This is a genomic window from Arthrobacter sp. efr-133-TYG-104 (assembly GCF_030208915.1).
Classification (GTDB): domain Bacteria; phylum Actinomycetota; class Actinomycetes; order Actinomycetales; family Micrococcaceae; genus Arthrobacter.
In genome coordinates, this window is sequence record NZ_JARVTA010000002.1 from 326,971 (window position 1) to 345,193 (window position 18,223).

16 protein-coding genes are annotated in these 18,223 nt (G+C 62.1%); 5 read left to right on the forward strand and 11 right to left on the reverse strand.

Features of this window, described 5'->3' with window-relative positions; all coding sequences use genetic code 11:
* Positions 1-7: 7 nt before the first annotated feature.
* Entirely contained in the window at positions 8-1,054 is a 1,047-nt protein-coding gene (locus QRN04_RS03705; protein ID WP_284974797.1) for an iron ABC transporter substrate-binding protein, read from the reverse strand.
* A gap of 217 nt (positions 1,055-1,271) precedes the next feature.
* Here QRN04_RS03705 and QRN04_RS03710 point away from each other — a divergent pair, with 217 nt between their 5' ends.
* Positions 1,272-3,848 carry an excinuclease ABC subunit UvrA gene (locus QRN04_RS03710; RefSeq protein WP_502868757.1) on the forward strand — a complete coding sequence of 859 codons (2,577 nt, stop codon included), beginning with the start codon at positions 1,272-1,274 and terminating at the stop codon, positions 3,846-3,848.
* On the opposite strand, the gene QRN04_RS03715 is transcribed toward QRN04_RS03710, so the two are convergent.
* Entirely contained in the window at positions 3,845-5,593 is a 1,749-nt protein-coding gene (locus QRN04_RS03715; protein ID WP_284974877.1) for a pyruvate dehydrogenase, read from the reverse strand. The genes QRN04_RS03710 and QRN04_RS03715 overlap by 4 nt on opposite strands.
* A gap of 102 nt (positions 5,594-5,695) precedes the next feature.
* On the opposite strand from QRN04_RS03715, the gene ligD reads away from it, so the two are divergent.
* Positions 5,696-6,949 carry a non-homologous end-joining DNA ligase gene (gene ligD, locus QRN04_RS03720; protein ID WP_284974799.1) on the forward strand — a complete coding sequence of 418 codons (1,254 nt, stop codon included), beginning with the start codon at positions 5,696-5,698 and terminating at the stop codon, positions 6,947-6,949.
* A gap of 49 nt (positions 6,950-6,998) precedes the next feature.
* Here ligD and QRN04_RS03725 read toward each other — a convergent pair whose 3' ends face one another.
* The gene (locus tag QRN04_RS03725; RefSeq protein ID WP_284974800.1) at positions 6,999-7,706 is read right to left on the reverse strand and encodes a DedA family protein; all 708 of its coding nucleotides are present in this window, start codon (positions 7,704-7,706) and stop codon (positions 6,999-7,001) included.
* Positions 7,707-7,756: 50 nt separating this feature from the next.
* Positions 7,757-8,485 (reverse strand): phosphatase PAP2 family protein, encoded by a 729-nt coding sequence (locus tag QRN04_RS03730; RefSeq protein WP_284974801.1) that lies wholly within the window; start codon positions 8,483-8,485, stop codon positions 7,757-7,759.
* Between the two features lie 93 nt (positions 8,486-8,578).
* Here QRN04_RS03730 and QRN04_RS03735 point away from each other — a divergent pair, with 93 nt between their 5' ends.
* Positions 8,579-9,250 (forward strand): response regulator transcription factor, encoded by a 672-nt coding sequence (locus QRN04_RS03735; RefSeq protein WP_284974802.1) that lies wholly within the window; start codon positions 8,579-8,581, stop codon positions 9,248-9,250.
* On the opposite strand, the gene QRN04_RS03740 is transcribed toward QRN04_RS03735, so the two are convergent.
* The 6 genes from QRN04_RS03740 to QRN04_RS03765 form a co-directional block, all read right to left on the reverse strand.
* Positions 9,247-10,617 (reverse strand): sensor histidine kinase, encoded by a 1,371-nt coding sequence (locus tag QRN04_RS03740; protein ID WP_284974803.1) that lies wholly within the window; start codon positions 10,615-10,617, stop codon positions 9,247-9,249. The genes QRN04_RS03735 and QRN04_RS03740 overlap by 4 nt on opposite strands.
* 64 nt (positions 10,618-10,681) lie before the next feature.
* Positions 10,682-11,431 (reverse strand): ABC transporter permease, encoded by a 750-nt coding sequence (locus tag QRN04_RS03745; protein WP_284974804.1) that lies wholly within the window; start codon positions 11,429-11,431, stop codon positions 10,682-10,684.
* 110 nt (positions 11,432-11,541) lie between these two features.
* The gene (locus QRN04_RS03750; protein WP_284974805.1) at positions 11,542-12,036 is read right to left on the reverse strand and encodes a hypothetical protein; all 495 of its coding nucleotides are present in this window, start codon (positions 12,034-12,036) and stop codon (positions 11,542-11,544) included.
* A 198-nt stretch (positions 12,037-12,234) separates the two neighbouring features.
* Positions 12,235-12,972 (reverse strand): GAF and ANTAR domain-containing protein, encoded by a 738-nt coding sequence (locus QRN04_RS03755; RefSeq protein WP_284974806.1) that lies wholly within the window; start codon positions 12,970-12,972, stop codon positions 12,235-12,237.
* Positions 12,973-13,142: 170 nt separating this feature from the next.
* A complete protein-coding gene (gene mctP / locus QRN04_RS03760) occupies positions 13,143-14,837 on the reverse strand; it encodes a monocarboxylate uptake permease MctP (protein WP_284974807.1) in 1,695 nt (564 codons plus the stop codon).
* On the reverse strand, positions 14,834-15,169 hold the full coding sequence (locus tag QRN04_RS03765) for a DUF3311 domain-containing protein (RefSeq protein WP_284974808.1): 336 nt from the start codon (positions 15,167-15,169) through the stop codon (positions 14,834-14,836). Before QRN04_RS03765 ends, mctP begins: the two co-directional genes overlap by 4 nt.
* A gap of 244 nt (positions 15,170-15,413) precedes the next feature.
* On the opposite strand from QRN04_RS03765, the gene QRN04_RS03770 reads away from it, so the two are divergent.
* Together QRN04_RS03770 and iolB are read left to right on the forward strand one after the other, a co-directional pair.
* Positions 15,414-16,154 (forward strand): GntR family transcriptional regulator, encoded by a 741-nt coding sequence (locus tag QRN04_RS03770; RefSeq protein WP_284974809.1) that lies wholly within the window; start codon positions 15,414-15,416, stop codon positions 16,152-16,154.
* A 16-nt stretch (positions 16,155-16,170) separates the two neighbouring features.
* Positions 16,171-17,064 (forward strand): 5-deoxy-glucuronate isomerase, encoded by an 894-nt coding sequence (iolB, locus tag QRN04_RS03775; protein WP_284974810.1) that lies wholly within the window; start codon positions 16,171-16,173, stop codon positions 17,062-17,064.
* A 124-nt stretch (positions 17,065-17,188) separates the two neighbouring features.
* Here iolB and QRN04_RS03780 read toward each other — a convergent pair whose 3' ends face one another.
* Positions 17,189-18,223, reverse strand: a complete 1,035-nt coding sequence (locus QRN04_RS03780) for a Gfo/Idh/MocA family oxidoreductase (RefSeq protein WP_284974811.1) — start codon at positions 18,221-18,223, stop codon at positions 17,189-17,191.

Here is an 18,223-nt window from a genome sequence, read left to right on the forward strand (position 1 = left end):
CACTGAACTACAGCAGTCCTGCCTTGGTCATAAGGTCCGTGACCTTGGTGGAATCCAGTTTCGCAGGGTCAACGACGGGTGCCTGAAGGTCCTTGATCGGAACCAGTTTGGCGTTGGAATCCACCTGCGAAGCGATCGCATACTCGAAGGATGTTCCCGTCCTGAGGATGTCCTGGCCCTTCTTACCGGTGATGAATTTCAGGAAAGCCTGGGCTGCGGTGGCGTTCTTGGCGGACTTCAGCACCCCACCACCGGACAGGGACAGGAAGGCTCCCGGATCCTGGTTCTTGAAGAAGTATGGCGTGACCTTGTTGGAGTTCTCTCCGGTCTGGGCCTGGTCGCCGTAGTAGTAATAGTGGTAGATCAGGGCGGAGTCCACCTCGCCGGCATTTACGGCCTTCATGGCCGTGCTGTTGCCCTTGTAGATTTTGGCGTTGTCCTTCATTCCCTTGAGCCAGGCCTGTGTGGCGTCCTGGCCCTTCAGCTGGAGCAAAGCGGCGACGATTGCCTGGAAGTCAGCTCCCGACGGGGATGCGGCCCAGCGACCCTTCCACTCCGGGTTGGCGAGGTCCAGCATGGACTTTGGCAACTTGTCGGCACTGATCTTGTTCTTGTCGTACACCAAAACCGCGGATCGGGCTGCGATGCCGGTCCATTTGCCGGTGGACGGCCGGAACTCAGCAGGAACCTGGTCCAAGGTGCTCTTGTCGACGTCGGCGAAGAGGCCCGCATTTTCCACCTGCGCCATTGCAGGAGAGTTTTCCGTCAGGAAGACATCGGCCGGGGAAGCTGCGCCTTCCTGGACAATCTGGTTGGACATCTCGGTGTCGGAGCCCTGGCGGACGGTGACCTTGACGCCGGTCTCTTTGGTGAACTCGTCAACCCATTCTTTGGCTAGTGTGTCGTGCTGGGCGTTGTACACGGTGATCGCACCGGAGACGGAGCCTGCCGAGCCTGAGGCAGCGGGCGTGGAGGCCGAGCCACAGGCAGCGAGGCCAAGCGCGGTGGTGGCGACGACGGCGATGCCTGCCAACGCGTTTTTGCGGATCTTCATTCGGGGCTACTTTCTGCGAGCACGTCCAGGGCAAGGGAAAACCCTTCCATCGAAGCGTAGGTTAGCCAACCCTAAGAAGCCAACTCGGAAGCCCGTCATGTGACGGCTCTCACGAACGTGTTTGACTTGCGTGCGGCCTGACACCGTGGAACGAAGCATCGGTGCGAGCGCCCCAGCCCGGACTGCCGATAGAGTCGTTCAAATGGACAGTGAACTGATGGTTTCCGGACAGCCCGCTCCGCTCCACCCCACGCCGTTCCACCCCGCGGGAGATGCCAACCCTGCAGAAGACGGCTACGTCAGAGTCCGTGGTGCCCGCGAAAACAACCTGCGCAATGTTGACGTGGCCGTCCCCCGGAATGCCATCGTCGCGTTCACCGGCGTTTCCGGGTCGGGAAAGTCGTCCTTGGCCTTCGGCACCATCTTCGCGGAGGCTCAACGCCGCTACCTTGAATCAGTGGCGCCCTACGCCCGCCGACTCATCCAACAGGGCCACAACCCCAAGGTGGAGCAGATCACCGGCCTGCCTCCCGCCGTCGCGCTTCAACAGCGCCGCAGCACAGCGACGTCCCGCTCCAGCGTCGGGACTCTAACAACGCTCTCCAACTCTCTCCGGATGCTTTACTCCCGTGCGGGCAGCTACCCGCCAGGCGTAAGCCAGTTGGACTCCGATGCGTTCTCGCCCAACACTGCCGCAGGCGCCTGTCCCGAATGCCACGGCCTGGGAACAGCCCACACAGTCAGCGAAAACTCCCTCGTCCCGGACCCGGGCCTCAGCATCCGGGACGGCGCCATTGCCGCCTGGCCGGGAGCCTGGCAAGGCAAGAACCTCCGCGACATCCTCACCCACCTGGGCTACGACGTCGACACCCCGTGGCGGAAGCTCCCCAAGAAGGACCGGGACTGGATCCTCTTCACCGAAGAACAGCCCGTGGTGGAGGTGACGCCCCAGCGGGATCGGGTCGCCAAACCCTACAAAGGCCGCTTCTGGAGCGCCAGAAGCTATGTGCTCCATACTTTGGCCGATTCAAAGAGCCCGGGCATGCGTGAAAGAGTGATGCGTTTCATGGAGTCCGGCCCCTGCCCCCGATGCGGTGGCAGTGGCCTCCGGCCCGACGCACTCGCGGTGACCTTTGCGGGCAAGACGATCGCAGAGCTCAATGCACTGCCCATGACGGAGCTGGCGGACGTCATCCGCCCCACCACTGAACTCACGGTCACCAACACAGCTTCGCGGACCGTGACGTCGGGGGAGGACAATGAGGTAGCTGTCGCGATCACCCGCGACCTGCTGGGCCGGCTAACGGTTTTGATGGACCTTGGGCTCGGCTACCTTGCGCTCGGACGGCCGACGCCCACCCTCTCCCCCGGCGAAATGCAGCGCCTGAGGATCGCGACCCAACTGCGCTCAGGGCTTTTCGGCGTGATTTACGTCCTCGACGAACCCTCCGCAGGCCTTCACCCCGCCGATGCCGAGCCGCTCCTTGACGTCCTGGCGCAACTTAAGGCCTCAGGCAACTCCGTGTTCGTTGTGGAGCACAACATGGACTTTGTCCGGGCAGCGGACTGGATTGTCGACGTCGGGCCCCGCGCCGGAGAGGCGGGCGGCCACGTCCTCTACAGCGGCCCCGTTCACGGGCTCAACGACGTACCGGAGTCGATCACGCGGCCGTTCCTCTTCCACAGCGGCGGCCCGCTCACCGCTGCAAGGGCGGACGGTTCGGCTGCTCCGCGGGAAGCGCAAGAGTGGTTGAAGCTCCGTGGGATCACCCGGCACAACCTCCGCGGCCTCGAGGCTGAGTTCCCGTTGGGCGTGCTCACCGCCGTCACAGGAGTTTCCGGCTCGGGAAAGTCCACCTTGGTAAGCCAGGTGCTGGCCGAGGTGGTGGGCGCCGCGCTACACCCGGCCGGGCAAGATGAATCGGGACAGGATGCGGCGGGCCAGAATGGATTGAAACCCACGGCGGGCAGCCTGGCGTCCGGACTGCGCGGGCTCGACAGGTTGGTCACGGTGGACCAAAAGCCCATCGGCCGCACGCCGCGATCAAACCTGGCCACCTACACCGGCCTTTTCGACGGGGTCCGGAAAGAGTTCGCGGCCACAGACGGTGCACGTTCCCGCGGGTTTGGTGCCGGCCGGTTCTCCTTCAACGTGGCCGGAGGCCGCTGCGAGACCTGCCTTGGTGAAGGCTTCGTTGCGGTGGAACTGCTGTTCCTGCCTGGGAGCTATGGCCCTTGCCCCGAATGCCATGGGTCCCGGTTCAATCCCGAAACCCTGGAAGTCACCTACCGGGGCCGCACCATCGCGGACGTTCTGGGCATGACGGTGGACGTGGCCTCGGACTTCCTTTCTGACCTGCCCGCAGCGTCCCGCAGCCTGCAGACACTCCGGGACGTGGGTCTCGGCTACCTCCGGCTCGGGCAGCCTGCGACTGAACTCTCCGGCGGTGAAGCGCAGCGCATCAAGCTCGCCACCGAGTTGCAGCGCCTCCAACGGGGCCACACGCTCTACCTCTTGGACGAGCCGACCACGGGCCTGCACCCCGCTGATGTCCAGCTCCTGATGTCCCAGCTGCACAAGCTCGTGGATGCAGGTAACACCGTAGTGGTGGTGGAGCACGAAATGGACGTCGTATCCTCAGCCGATTGGGTCATCGACCTCGGGCCAGGCGGAGGCGACGCCGGTGGCACCATTGTCGCCGCCGGGCCGCCAGCCGTCGTCGCCCGTTCCACCACCAGCCGCACGGCACCGTATCTCGCTGCCGAGTTGGCCGTGGAGGGACGCAAACCCTAGCGCCGGGGAATGTTCCGCAAGTTGCTGCGCGCCATGCTGACCGCTTCGCCGGCGCCGCGGTTCAGCACCACCTTGGACATGGCCGTCGCGAACCCGATCACTTGGGAACCCGAGATTTTGGGCGGAATGGACAATGCATTCGGATCAGTAATGAGCTCCACCAACGACGGGCCGGGGTAGGCGAACGCTTCGCGGAAAGCTGCCTCGATCTTGGCTGGATCGGTGACCCGCACGGCGTGGAAACCCAGTGCTTTGGCAACATCGGCGTAGTTCGCATCCGGAACGTCCACGCCAAAGTCCGGAAGTCCGTCCACCAGCATCTCGAGCTTAACCATGCCCAACGTGGAGTTGTTGAACACCACGACGTTGACGGGGAGCTTGTGCGCCGCAACCGTAACGAGCTCGCCAAGCAGCATCGAAAGGCCGCCGTCGCCGGAGACAGACACGACCTGCCGGTCCGGATAGGCCACCTGCGCGCCGATCGCATGAGGCAGTGCGTTGGCCATGGAGCCGTGCAGGAACGAACCAATCAGGCGGCGCGTGCCCAGCGGGTTGATGTAGCGGGCAGTCCAAACGTTGCACATGCCGGTGTCAGCTGTGAAGATGGCGTCCTCGGAGGCCACCTGGTCCAGCAGCGACGCCGCGTACTCCGGGTGGATGGGCTGCTTCTTTTCCACCTTCCGCGTGTAGGCGCCTACAGCTTTGTTCATCAGGCGATCGTGCTTTTTGAGCATCTGGTCCAGGAAGCGGCTGCTCTTTTTCGGCGTCACCAGCGGCAGTAACGCGTGGAGGGTCGGCAGGACATCGCCGTGGACTGCAATGTCGACGTCGGTGCGCCGTCCCAGTCGCTGCGGCGCCCGATCAACCTGCGCAGTGCGCGTATCCGGCAGGAACTGGTCGTAGGGAAAATCGGTTCCCAAGAGAATGAGCAGGTCAGCGTCGTCGATGCCCTCCGCGGCCGCGCCATAACCGAGCAAACCCGTCATGCCGATGTCGAACGGATTGTCGTACTGGACAAAGTCCTTTCCGCGCAGGGAATGACCGATGGGTGCTTTGGCCAGCTCGGCCAGGGCAATGAGCTCGTCATGGGCGCCTTCGACGCCGGCCCCGGCGAAAATGGCGACCTTGCCGGCGTCGTTAATGGCATCCGCCAACTCCTGGACGCTGGCCGCGTCCGGCACCAGGCTGGCAGGCCGGAAGGTGGCAGGCAGCGGGGTGGGCGCGGTGGCGTCCAGCCCGGCAATGTCACCGGGAAGGGTCACGACGGCGACTCCCCCAAGCCCGATCGCGTTTTGAATCGCGCTGTGCATGACCCGTGGTGCTTGCTCCGTGGTGCTGATCATCTCCGAGTACACGGAACACTCATTGAACAGGCGGTCGGGGTGCGTTTCCTGGAAGAAGCCGCTGCCGATCTGCTTACTGGGAATATGCGAGGCGATGGCGAGCACCGGGGCGCCGGTGCGGTTGGCGTCATACAGTCCGTTGATGAGGTGCAGGTTGCCGGGCCCGCACGAACCGGCACAGACAGCCAGCTTGCCGGTCAGCTGCGCTTCCGCGGCCGCTGCGAAGGCCGCCGCTTCCTCGTGCCGGACATGGATCCAGTCGATTCCGCCCTTGGTTGAGCCGCCGGTCTGCCGCACTGCGTTCACGATCGGGTTGAGGCTGTCCCCCACGATCCCGTAAATCCGCTGCACACCGGCAGCCTGAAGTTGTTCGATGAGTTGGGTGGCAAGTTCCTTGGCCATGATGTGCAGGCTCCCGCGATTGTGGTGGTGGGCTGACATGGCCAATATAGTCTGCCTCCTTATGGTCTGGCTGTGACCGGGGATCGTTGCTAGCGTGGCGACATGAGTCCGTCCAAGGCCCCGGCCGAGATCCTTGACATTGCCGGCAATGAGGTCCGCGTCTCGAGTCCGGACAAGATGGTGTTCCCGGAAGCTGGGGTCACCAAGCTGGACCTGGTTCGGTACTACCTCTCAATAGCCGACGGCGCGTTGCGCGGCGCCGGGGGCAGGCCGATGGTTTTGAAGCGCTTTACCAAGGGCATCAGTGCCGAACCGTTCTTCCAAAAGCGTGTGCCCGAGAACCATCCGGACTTCATCGACACCGCAACGCTGCACTACGCGTCCGGGACATCCGCGGAAGAAGCCGTTATTCGGGATGCCGCCGGTTTGGCGTGGGTAGTCAATCTCGGCTGCCTCGATCTCAACCCGCACCCGGTGCGCGCCGAAGACCTTGACCACCCTGATGAGCTGCGGGTGGACCTTGATCCGATGCCCGGGGTTGATTGGTCCCAAATCGTGGATGTTGCCTATGTGGTACGGGAGGTGTTGGACGACGTCGGGCTTATCGGATGGCCCAAAACGAGCGGCTCGCGCGGACTCCATATCTTGGTGCGCATAGCGCCGCAGTGGTCGTTCCGGGACGTGCGGCTGGCAGCTGAGACCCTGGCCCGCGAGGTGGAGAACCGGGCCCCTGGCCTGGCCACGGCGCGGTGGTGGAAAGAGGAGCGCGGCGAAAGCGTGTTCGTCGATTTCAATCAAAACGCCAAGGACCGGACAGTAGCGTCGGCATATTCGGTCAGGGCCCTGCCGGATGCACGGGTCTCGACGCCGCTGAGCTGGGACGAGGTCCGAAGCGCCCGACCCGAACAGTTCACCGTTCTCACCGTGCCTGCCCGTTTTGCCGAGATCGGCGATCCCCACCATGCCATCGATGACGTGGCGGGATCCCTGGACGGACTCCTCGCCATGGCCGCGGACATGGGGCCGGCCGAGAAAGCACCACGTGCTGGCGACGGCACCGGCAGGCGGCAATCCACCATGCCGCTGATCGAGGTAGCGCGAACCAAGACCAAGCCTGAAGCGCTGGCAGCGCTCGATGAGTGGAAAACAGTTCACGCTAGCGTTGTTCCAGCGCTCCACCCTGCCGACGTACTGGTCGATGGCATGCGTGGCTCCAGTTCCTTGTGGTACCGAGTGCGCGTGAACCTGCAGCACGTTCCTGAAACGGATCGCCCGGCCCAAGGAGAACTTATTGCGGACTACGATCCCTGGGCGGGCAAGGAATGGACAGGACGCCAAGAGCCAGGTCCGGCCTGACGGCGATCCTGCTCCGGGTTAGTTCCGCTCCGGGTTAGTTCTGCCCGGGCTAGTTCCGCTCGGGGCTCCCGCTCGTTACCGGTTGGCGGCGCTTGGACCTGATCAGTTCGGCAATCATCGGAATTACTGACACCACGACGATCACAACAAAGATCAGGTCGATGTTTTTGCCGATCCAGTCGAATTGGCCCAGGCCGTAGCCGAGCAATGTCATGCCCATGCCCCACACGAACGCCCCCATCGCGTTGAAAAGGATGAATGTGCGGTAGCTCATATTGGCAGCTCCCGCTACCACCGGGGTGAAGGTGCGGATGACCGGAACAAAGCGCGCCAGTATCACCGCGCGCCCGCCGTACCTGTCAAAGAATGCGTGCGCCTTAGCCAGGCGCTCCTGCTTGAACAACCGGGCGTCTGGTCGCCTGAAGAGAGCGGGACCGGTCTTCCTGCCAATGAGGTAGCCCGTCTGGTCCCCCACAAATGCACACACAAAAACAAGGGCACCCAAGAGGAAGATGTTGATGTTGAGTGCTCCCGTCGCCACCAGCAGCCCCGCGGTGAAGAGGAGCGAGTCTCCGGGAAGGAAGAAACCCACCAACAGTCCCGACTCGGCGAAGACGAACCCGCCGATAATGAGCAGGAGCCACGGAGCCAAGGCCGGTTGATGAAGAACGACGGCGGGGTCAGCCCAGTCCGGGAGCAAGCCGGCACCGACCCGGCCCGTGCCGAGTGCACTGATGAATCGCGGAGAAAAGTCCATGGTTCAACGGTATGTGGGCCCTCCTGAGAAAGGCCTGTGGGAGGTTCGGACTACCGCGGGGCCCGCTGCATTCGCGAGCTGTCCCATCGGCGTGCCAGTGGTGGCGCGAGGAGGTTGTTCCAAATGGGCAGCCAGGCCAGGATCGCAGCACCACTGATCAGCAACGAACCTGACACGTCCGAAAGATAGTGGGCGCCGAGGTACAACCGGGAGAACGCAACGAGTACCACGAAAACGAGTCCTGCCACGCCTGCTAAGAGGCGCTCGGCCCGATTCCGCGCCACAACCAACACCACAGCCAAAGCCAAAGACACAGCAACTGCGGTGTGTCCGGAGGGAAAACTATCGAGTTGAGTTTCCCGGACAAGGGCAGAAACTGCATCCGCTGGGGGCCGGGGTCGGCTGACTACTTGTTTTGCCACAGTTGAGCTAAGCCAACCAACGGCCGCCACAGAGGTAAAGGCGAGAGCCTGCAGCGGACGGCGCCTACGCCAGGCCATCCAACAAAATATCAGCACGAGCAGGACGATTGTCCCCGCTGGTGCCAGGACATAATTGATGACTTCACTGAAACCTGTCAGAACAGCGCTCCGCCCGTGGCTCAGGTCGACATCAACGCCCAGTTCCGGTGTGGTCCGTCCCATCGACTTCGCCAGCAAACCTACGCCGAGGCCAGCGAGATACAGAACAGCAGCCGGCATTGTCCATAGCCATGATCGCAGAGGCAGCATCCCCAGGGATGGTTTTTGCGCGTCGTGCGCTGGTGTGGCAGTCTCCACAGGAATAGTCCTTATCGTCGGGACGGGTAATGGCCTCGTTACACCATGGGGTCCGCGTACTGAAAAGATGCTGAGAGGCGAAAGGGCCAGACCATGAGGATCCTGCTCGTTGAGGATGAGAAGACGCTCGCTGATACGTTGCGTCGCGGCTTGGCAAACGAAGGATTCGTGGTGGATGTCACCCACGACGGCGTGAGCGGCCTGTGGGCGGCGACGGAAAACCCCTACGACGTCGTTTTGCTCGACCTCATGCTTCCGTTGAAGAACGGCTACGACGTCCTCCGGGAGATGCGCCGCCGCAGCATCTGGACCCCTGTGATGATGCTGACAGCCAAGGATGGCGAGTACGACCAAGCTGACGCCTTTGATCTAGGTGCCGACGACTATCTCACCAAACCCTTCAGCTTCCTGGTTCTCGTAGCCCGGATCCGGGCCCTGATCCGCCGTGGGGCCCCGGAACGTCCGGTAATTCTGTCCTTGGGCAGCCTTTCACTGGACCCGGTCTCCCGGACTGTCCGCCGCGGCACCGAACCTATCACCCTGACGCCCCGGGAGTACGGGCTACTGCAATACCTGATGCGCCGGCATGATCAAGTGGTGTCAAAGGCCGAGATACTCGACAACGTATGGGACCCTGACTTCGATGGCCGCGACAACGTCGTCGAGGTTTACATTGGCTACTTGAGGCGCAAGATCGATTCGCCTTTCGGCGTGCAGACGTTGTCGACGGTTCGGGGAATGGGCTATCGGCTGACTGCGGACTAGCTGCCTGCCAAGGGAAGCACCATCCGGAAGCGACTGGTGCCAGCGGTCGTCTCCCCCGCCTCAACCGTCCCGTGATGCGCCGCCACAATTCCGGCCACGATCGCAAGACACAACCCACTGCCACCGCTTTCCCGGGACCGGCTTTCATCCAGTCGGACAAACCGTTCAAAAACCCTCTGTCGTTCTTCCAGGGGAACCGGAGGCCCGTCATTCTCTATCGTCAGGACAGCATTTCCGTCGAGGCTCAGCAGGTCAATGTCAATCCGCGAGGTGGCATGGCGGTCCGCGTTGTCCAGGATATTGCGGACGGCTTGGCCAAGCTGCCGTGCGTCCCCCAGAACGCGGGAAGGGCCCAAATGTGCGTTGATCGCATTCCGGCTCGTGGACTTAAGCCTTCTGAGTTCGGCGTCGACAACATCGTCCAAATCCACGTCGATGGCGTCGACTTCAAGTCTTTCGTCATTGGTTTTGGCCAGGGTCAGCAGGTCTTCCACGAGATACCGCATTCGGTCAGTCTCCTCGCCCAGCACCCCTTTCATGTCCCGCCACGTCTCGCCTGTGGGGTCAGCAGCGGCTATCTCGACTCCCGCGCTGAGGGTCGCCAGCGGACTGCGCAGCTCGTGAGATGCGTCGGCAACGAAACGGCGTTGTTCACGGTCCGAAGACTCCAGCCGCTCCAGCATGTTGTTCATGGTCAATGCCAGCGCTTGGATCTCATCCGCTGTTGAGGGTACTTCCACCCGTTCGTCCAATCGACGGGCATTGATGGCTGCCACTTGGGCGCGAATTCTTTCCACCTGTCGCAATGACCGTCCCACCAACGCCCACACGGATACTCCCACCACCATCAGGAGCACGGGAGTTGCTCCTAGGATGAACCATCCCACCGTGATGATTGTCTGCTTCTGAATGGCCTCCGCCGCGGCCACCACCACAGTGAAGGTTTTATTGTTTGAGCGGGCCCCGGTAGCAACCACCAAGAACTCGTCGTCGTTTCCGATGATCGATAGGTCGGGCACATCCTGGGTCAATGTTTGGCCGTCGGCCGGCCGCAGCTGGGTCAGGGGCGCCTTTGCCGCGGCCGGGACTGACGCGGCCACCACTACACCTGCGGAATTGATGATCTGAACGATTTGGTCGGGACGCGACGTAGAGGACACATACTTGGCAGCCTCAGTGTCGTCCGGATCGCCGAGTTGGGCGGCCACATCCTGAGCCTTCTGCCGCGCGGTTCCTTCAGCATCCGCGGCCAGTGAGGTCTGAAGGAGGACAAGCAGGACGATCGCCCCCACCAGCAAGGCAGCCGCAACGACACCCACCGCGGTGGCTGTGGCACGTTTACGGATCCCCCAACGCGTTCTTCGCATGCTCCAAGAATGGATCACGCGAGCAGATCCCAACAACTTTGCCACCGGCCAACGGTTCTGGCCGTTAGCTGGGCAACTTCGGGCGAACCCGGACGGGAGCCAGCGCCGCAATGACCGCCGTCGCCGTGACCGTGCCGGCGGCCATGATGCCGGCAAGGACCACAATCTGGAACCTGCCCGCCTCCAGAGGAGAGATGCCACCGAAAATTGCGCCGACAAATGCTCCAGGCAAAGTCACGAGGCCCGTGGTCTTGGTCTGGTCAATGGAGGGAATGATCGCGGCATAAACACTGGTCCTAGCCAAGTCTTGGGTGGACCGCCTGGGCGTTGCTCCAAGCGCCAGCCAGCCCTCCACTTCTTCCCAACGGGCATCCACTGCTTCCGTGAAGCGACGCCCAGCCAAGGTGGCCGTCGTCATCGTGTTTCCGATGATGATCCCCCCGATAGCCAACGCGTACCGCGGCGTCAACGGAATTGCCCCGGAGGCAAACACGATCAGCAACGTGACAGTCACGCCCGCCGCCATTGAGCCTGCGACCATTGCGAGGCCGTGCCGCGACCACGCGATGCGGCGCGTGGCAGTGAGCACGGCGACACTGAACATCACCAGCAAAGCCAATGCCACGAAAACCGGATTTCTGATGATCCCGCTGAGGATCACGCTGATAATCGCGAGTTGGACGGCTCCCCGCAAGACGGCGACGGCAAGAGTCATCCTGGGACGGACTCCAAAAAGCCCCAATACGCCGATCGACACCACGACAAAGAGCACCACGCAGAACAGGGTGGGACTCAGGGCTTCAATGGTAGTCACAACGGCCAGCCTATCCGGCGACGCGGGGAGAGACGCCGCCCCAAGGGGACGGCGTCCCGATCACCTCATTTCACTCATGGCTGTGCCCGCGCCGCAAGGAACCAGAGCCGCTAGGAACCAGACGGGGCCGGCGTCGTGGACTGCGTGCTTCCACTGGAACCGCCGGCATCATCCGCGTCCCCGTCGTTGCCTCCCCTGCCGTGGCCGCCCCCGCCGGGACCGGCCTCGGTTCCGGTGACCTTGAAGTTGGCGTCAAGCTTCACCGTTGCGTGGGTGCCATCGGACTTGGTGATGTGTGCCTCATAAGTGGCACCATCGGCGTCGGTCTCCATGCGGTCGATGGTGGCCGTTGGCTGCGCGGCCTTGACGGCCGCCTGTACCTTGGCCGCGGTATCGCCGGTGAGGACTGACTCCGTGATGCCGTTGGCTTGGTGCGGTCCCTGGGCAGCTTGGGTTTCCGTACCGTAGCCGTTGGTGGCCGCCGTCGAACTGGATGAAGTGCCTCCAGTGTCAGCCATTGCCGGCAATGTAGAAACTCCTACCACACCACCTCCGATCACAGCAGCGAGCATGATGCCGGCGGTGGTCGTATTGATCTTTGCCATGTGCATTCCTCCTGAGTTGGACCCGGCGCGTCGGGTTACCCGGCACGCCGGCAGGCCGCCGGAGCGGCCATGTACTCAGCTTCGAGTTGTGCGTTGTGCCTGCCCTGTCGTCAGGCTGTTCGGGCGCTGTGAAGACACAGGTGGAGGTGTCGCCGTGTCTTTGGGCCGTTGACGGCGGATGCCCTCGTTGGCGAAATCCTAGTTGTCGAAAGTAGCGGACACTTCCGTTTTACCGGAATGCCCACTGACCATGGCAAGCGCGACGTCGTGCAGCTTCTGGTTTCGATTTTGGGAGGCCTTCAAGAGGAAGTCAAAGGCTTCTTCCTGTGTGCACTTGTTCTGCGCCATGATCATGCCGCTGGCCAGATCGATGGCGGTCCTTCGCGCCATTGCCGCCTTCAGGTCTTCCGCGAGCAAGTCAGCGGCAGCGATCCGAAGGGAAAGCCGCAACGCTTGGGCCGCGATATCGGCGAAGACAGACGCCTCTTGGATAGCTTCTTCGGTGAAAAGGCCGATGGCACCTGCAAAGAAGTTCAGGGCCGCCGATGCGTCCTCACCCAAGGACAACGGAACACCGAGGACGCTCCGGACGCCGGACAGGGATAGATCTTTGCAGTACTTGGGCCAACGTTGGTCCGTGCCGACATCAGCGAGCAGCACTGGCGTTGAACTTTCCAACGCCAGTTGGGCGGGGCCGTCACCATTGGACTGCTCAATCCCGTCCAGCAGAATGGCGTCGTCACTGCTTCCCGCGATGGTGACCGCTCGTTTCCGGCGCCACAACGTCACCGCGCACTCGACCCGTGCGCCCGTTGCCCGGCTCATGGTGGTGGCTGCGAACCTGGTCATGCCGTCCAGGAATCCTTTGACATCCCCGCTGCCTGTGATGAGCCGGTGAAGCCGTTGAAAGTCATCGTGCTGTTCTTCAGTTGCCATGGTGGCCGCCCAGAAGAGCATCGTTGAAGTCGTGCAAAGCGTTATCCTCCGGGCGCAAGCCAATGAATCGCCGGACTTCTTCAGCGCAAAACTTCAACTCAACTATGCATGAATTTCTTCTTTGCTTCAAAGTTGGACAGATGGCGGTTATCGCCGGTCGATTCGCGCAGCTACCCCAATACATCACCTGATTCGCTTAAAGGGTAGGAGCGTCCGATCTCGGCAACTTTCGGGTCATGCTCGTCTGCACCGTAGTCCGATTCCCGCGTGATGTCCTTGCCATCTGCCATCTTCATCGCCCGGAAGACCAGCGTGAGGATTGCCGCCACCAGAATATTGATCACGAAAGCCACGATGGCGATGTACACCTGGATGTCGGTGCCCGGAATGGCTGAGACGGAGCCGCCGAAGTGAGCTTTCGTCGCGGGGTTGACCACGTTGTAGGCGGCGATAGTGCCGTACAAGATGCCAGCGGCCCATCCGGCGAACAAAGCCCACCGGTGGAACCAGCGGGTGTAGAGACCGGCGACGATGGCCGGGAAGGTCTGCAAGATCCAAATCCCGCCCAGGAGTTGCATGTTGATGGCAGCGGATTGATCCATCCCGATAACGAACACGAGGGCACCAAACTTGACCACAAGGGAAGCGATCTTGGAAACTTTCGCTTCCTGCCGCGGGTCTGCGGTGGGCCGAATCAGGTCCCGGTAGATGTTGCGCGTGAACAAGTTTGCTGCGGCAATCGACATGATGGCCGCAGGAACCAGGGCCCCAATGGCGATCGCTGCCAGTGCGATCCCTGCGAACCAGGCCGGAAAGTGGTCAAGGAAGAGTTGTGGAACCACCAGTTGGGGGTTGACAGTGCCGTTCAGGTCAATGGGTTTGGTACCCGCTGAGATGGCGACGTAACCCAGAAGGGCCAGGAAGCCCAGCATCAATGAATATAGCGGCAGCACGGCTGCGTTCTTACGGATGGTATTCCGGCTCTTCGTTGCCAGAACGCCGGTGATTGAGTGCGGGTACATGAACAACGCCAATGCCGAACCCAGTGCCAGCGTCCAGTAAGCGGAGTAACTGCTTGCTCCCGGAATGAAGACGCCCGCGGGTTTCCCTGTCGCCGGACTCACTGCAGTCAGTTTTTGCTGTGCCGCGCCGAAAATGCTGTCCCAGCCGCCGAATTTAATCGGCAGGTAAATGACGGCGACGATGACCGCGAGATAGATCAGCAAGTCCTTGACGACGGCGATAAGCGCCGGAGCGCGAAGTCCCGAGGTGTAGGTGTAAGCAGCCAAGACGACGAAGGCGACGATCAGTGGCAGGTCCGTCAGCAGCGCGTTCTCGGCGCTGCCCAGGCCCAGTACGGTCAGGACTGCCTTGATGCCGACCAACTGGAGCGCAATGTAGGGCATCGTCGCCACAATGCCGGTGACGGCCACCGCGACGGTGAGCACCCGGCTTCCATAGCGCCCGCCCACGAAATCGGCCGGTGTCACGAACCCGTGGCGGTGGGAGACGGACCATAGCCGGCTCATGAGCACGAAGACAATCGGATAGAGCACGATGGTGTAGGGAACGGCGAAGAACCCGCTGACCGCCCCGGTGGCCCACATTGCGGCCGGGACCGCCACGAAAGTGTAAGCCGTGTAAAGGTCCCCGCCCAGAAGGAACCATGTGACCCATGTGCCGAATCCGCGGCCACCGAGTCCCCATTCGTCAAGGCTATGAAGGCCACTCTTCTCCCCAGCGCGCCAGCGGGCGGCGAGGAAGCCAACGACGGCCACCACCAGGAAAAGTACGATGACGACGGTGAGTGCCACGCCGTTCACCGGCCGGTCCGGTGTAGCCACCGGCACGCTCATGGCGTTCATCGGACCTCCCCCTGCCCGACCCCACCGCGTATGGCGTCCCGACGTCGTCGATCCTCCCTGACCACCACCTGATACGAGATGCCAACCAGGCCCGCGGTGATGGGCACCCACAGCATCTGGTACCAGTAGAAGAACGGGATGCCGGCCAAGCGCGGGCTATTGCTCGAGTAGCTCGGCACAAACAGGGGCACAACGATTGCGATGGCCAGGAGAATGCCGGCGATCACATACGGGGCGGACTTGGCCGGCCCCCTGGTTGGCGTATCGCGGTCGGTCGGGACATCAGGACGGGCCGGCCCTTCGGGACTGGTCGGCATATCGGCACTGGACATGGACGCCTCCTTATGAAGACGGCTCCCGCATCAGGAAGGGTTCCCGGAACGTACGGGTGGCCTGCCGGACCGGCACCACTCCGGTCCACGTTCAGAATAGACAGTTTGCTTACAGTCGGGAAGCCCGAATCTTGACCATTTCTACCATCCTGCTAACATCATCTTGAAAGTATGTCCTATCAAGCGAACAAATGGCGACATATCCGCAACGTTGCGGGTGGGCCTCAAACGTGGGGAATGTCCAATGGCAAATCAACTGGGTCTCAACATCGACCGTTCCTCTCCGGTGCCCTTGTACCATCAGGTCGTCCAGGGCATCGAAGCGGCTATCCATAGCGGCCTTTTGGAACCCGGCAGCCGGTTGGAGAACGAGATCGACCTTGCCGCCCAGCTCAATCTGTCCCGCCCCACAATGCGGAAAGCTATGGACGAACTGGTCCGTTCCGGTCTCTTGGTCAGGAAACGGGGAGTCGGGACCCAAGTGGTATCAAGCCAAGTGCGGCGCCCCTTGGAACTTTCGAGCCTGTTCGATGACCTCACCAACGACGGCAAGAATCCAACCACACAGGTTCTGACCTTCTCCCACGTCGAGGCAGACGCACCGACCCTCGCCACGCTTCAGCTTCCGGCGGGCTCCATGGTTTACCACTTCACCCGCCTTCGTAAAGTCGGCGGCAAGCCGCTGGCGCTGATGGAGAACTGGGTCCGGGACGACATTGCGGCGATGGATGAAGAGATGCTCGCCTCCGAAGGCCTTTACTCCATTCTTCGACGTGGCGGTGTGAATTTCCGATTGGCAACCCAACGGATTGGGGCCATGATCGCTAATGACTACCAAGCGCCCCTCCTCGAAACAGACGTCAACTCCGCCCTGGTAACCATGGAGCGCACGGCCGTGGACGACACCGGCCGCAACGTCGAGACTGGCCACCACGTGTATCGGGCCGATTCCTACAGTTTTGAAATGACCCTCGTACAGCGCTAACGCAAGGACACCTACTATGACCAATTGGGTCTACCCTCTGGGAACTGCTTCCGACGGTAATTGGGATATCTCCCTTGGAACATCGGACTCCACTACTGCGGTAGCTGGCTGGAAACATACCGGGTTGAAAGTTGCCACCCTCCCAGCCGGGAATGCGGTTGACCTTCCGGCTGTTGATGAGGAACGCATCGTCATACCCCTGAGCGGATCATTCAGCGTTACGGTTGACGACGTCGACTACGCCCTCGCCGGGCGATCCTCGGTGTTTCATGGCCCAAGCGACGTCCTGTATTCAGGCATCGGGCGGGCGATCACCATCAAGGCCAGCGACGGCGGACGCGTAGCCGTAGCGACCGCGCCTGCACAGTCGTCTTACCCCACGCGGCTGATCACCGCCGCGGAAACCCCCGTGGAACTTCGCGGTGGCGGCAACTGCTCCCGGCAGGTCCACAATTTCGGGACCCCTGCGGCTTTGGAAGCAGATCGTTTCATTGTTTGCGAAGTCATTACCCCGGCCGGTAACTGGTCGTCCTACCCTCCGCACAAGCATGATGAAGAAAAGGAGGGCGAGACACATCTCGAGGAGATCTACTACTTCGAAACGCAGGTGGCTGCAGGCATGGGGGCCCCGAGCGACGCTGATGCGATCGGTTACCAGCGCGTGTATGCCTCTGACGAACGGCCTATCGATGTCTCCGCTGAGGTGCGGACGGGGGACGTGGTCCTGGTTCCTTACGGCTGGCATGGCCCAGCGATGGCGGCCCCGGGTTACGACCTGTACTACCTCAACGTCATGGCTGGCCCCGGACCGGTACGCGAATGGTTGATCAGCGATGATCCGCACCACGGCTGGGTCAGGCAAAGCTGGGACGGCATGGAGATCGACCCGCGGCTACCGTTCGGGGCCTGACCAAAAGTACTCCTCCCGGCTGCCACCGGTTACAACTCCCCGCAAACAAAACAGTGCTCCTTCCGGAAATACGTTCCGGAAGGAGCACGCTGTTTATTCTCCAGGGCTTTCGGGCTGCACCTAGTCAGCTCAGAACACTGACTCCCACCCGTACTGGCGCTCCGGTAGCGAGGGACTCCTGGGCAGCATCAGCTACCAAGGAAGCCGCCACGGCGTCCTCCGGCGTGCAGGGATTACTCCGCTCTCCCAAAATCAACTCGACGAAAGCGGCCATCTCGGACCGGTAGGCCTGGTCGAAGCGTTCAGCGAAGGTCTGGTGCGGGCGGCCGCCGGGAAAGGAGACACCGCTTTCAGCCGATACCAATGCCGTTTTATCGTCCAGCCCAACGAGGACCGAGTTGTCCGAACCCTGGATCTCCAGCCGGACGTCATGTCCGGCCCCGTTGTAGCGGCTCGCCGAAACCGTGCCCACGGTGCCGTCGTCGAGCGTTATCAGGGCCAAGGCGGTGTCCACGTCTCCCACTCCCCCGATAGCCGGGTCGCCGCGGTTGGATCCTTTCGCGTAGACCTCAACGATCTCCCGCCCGGTTAACCACCGGACAATATCAAAATCATGCACCGAACAGTCCCGGAAGAGGCCGCCGGAGGTGGCCAGGAATTCCACCGGCGGCGGCGCCATGTCGCAGGTGACCGCGCGCAGTGAATGGATCCAGCCAAGCTCACCGGCCAGGAAAGCCCGCCTGGCCTCAAGGTACCCGGCGTCGAACCGACGCTGGTGGCCAATCTGGACTACCCCGCGGTTATCCCTGATGAAGTCCAACACTGGTAGGGATTCTGCGACGTTCATGGCCACCGGTTTCTCGCAAAAGACCGGGATGCCGGCTGTAACGCCCCCACGAATAAGCTCCGGGTGCGTCGCAGTTCCCGTGGCGATGATCAACCCGTCCAGCCCCGAAGCAAGCATCGCTGCCGCTGAAGGGAAGAACTCCGCACCGAGCCCGGCAGCGATAGTGCGTGCGTGGTCCGCTGCGACGTCAGTGAGCCTCAGCTGCAGGTCCACTCCACGCCGATGAAGCACATCGCGTAGGCCTGCGATGTTGTTCGCATGCATTACGCCTATGCGTCCCACTCCGACCAATCCGAGAACTACGATTTTCAT

Bases quoted from the DNA above. Each gene is read 5' to 3' on its own strand.
- QRN04_RS03705 (WP_284974797.1), bottom strand. From the start codon at position 1,054: ATGAAGATCCGCAAAAACGCGTTGGCAGGCATCGCCGTCGTCGCCACC.
- iolB (WP_284974810.1), top strand. From the start codon at position 16,171: ATGACCAATTGGGTCTACCCTCTGGGAACTGCTTCCGACGGTAATTGG.
- QRN04_RS03740 (WP_284974803.1), bottom strand. From the start codon at position 10,617: ATGCGAAGAACGCGTTGGGGGATCCGTAAACGTGCCACAGCCACCGCG.
- QRN04_RS03725 (WP_284974800.1), bottom strand. From the start codon at position 7,706: ATGGACTTTTCTCCGCGATTCATCAGTGCACTCGGCACGGGCCGGGTC.
- mctP (WP_284974807.1), bottom strand. From the start codon at position 14,837: ATGAACGCCATGAGCGTGCCGGTGGCTACACCGGACCGGCCGGTGAAC.
- QRN04_RS03735 (WP_284974802.1), top strand. From the start codon at position 8,579: ATGAGGATCCTGCTCGTTGAGGATGAGAAGACGCTCGCTGATACGTTG.
- QRN04_RS03755 (WP_284974806.1), bottom strand. From the start codon at position 12,972: ATGGCAACTGAAGAACAGCACGATGACTTTCAACGGCTTCACCGGCTC.
- QRN04_RS03770 (WP_284974809.1), top strand. From the start codon at position 15,414: ATGGCAAATCAACTGGGTCTCAACATCGACCGTTCCTCTCCGGTGCCC.
- QRN04_RS03765 (WP_284974808.1), bottom strand. From the start codon at position 15,169: ATGTCCAGTGCCGATATGCCGACCAGTCCCGAAGGGCCGGCCCGTCCT.
- QRN04_RS03710 (WP_502868757.1), top strand. From the start codon at position 1,272: ATGGTTTCCGGACAGCCCGCTCCGCTCCACCCCACGCCGTTCCACCCC.
- QRN04_RS03780 (WP_284974811.1), bottom strand. From the start codon at position 18,223: ATGAAAATCGTAGTTCTCGGATTGGTCGGAGTGGGACGCATAGGCGTA.
- QRN04_RS03715 (WP_284974877.1), bottom strand. From the start codon at position 5,593: ATGGCCAAGGAACTTGCCACCCAACTCATCGAACAACTTCAGGCTGCC.
- ligD (WP_284974799.1), top strand. From the start codon at position 5,696: ATGAGTCCGTCCAAGGCCCCGGCCGAGATCCTTGACATTGCCGGCAAT.
- QRN04_RS03750 (WP_284974805.1), bottom strand. From the start codon at position 12,036: ATGGCAAAGATCAATACGACCACCGCCGGCATCATGCTCGCTGCTGTG.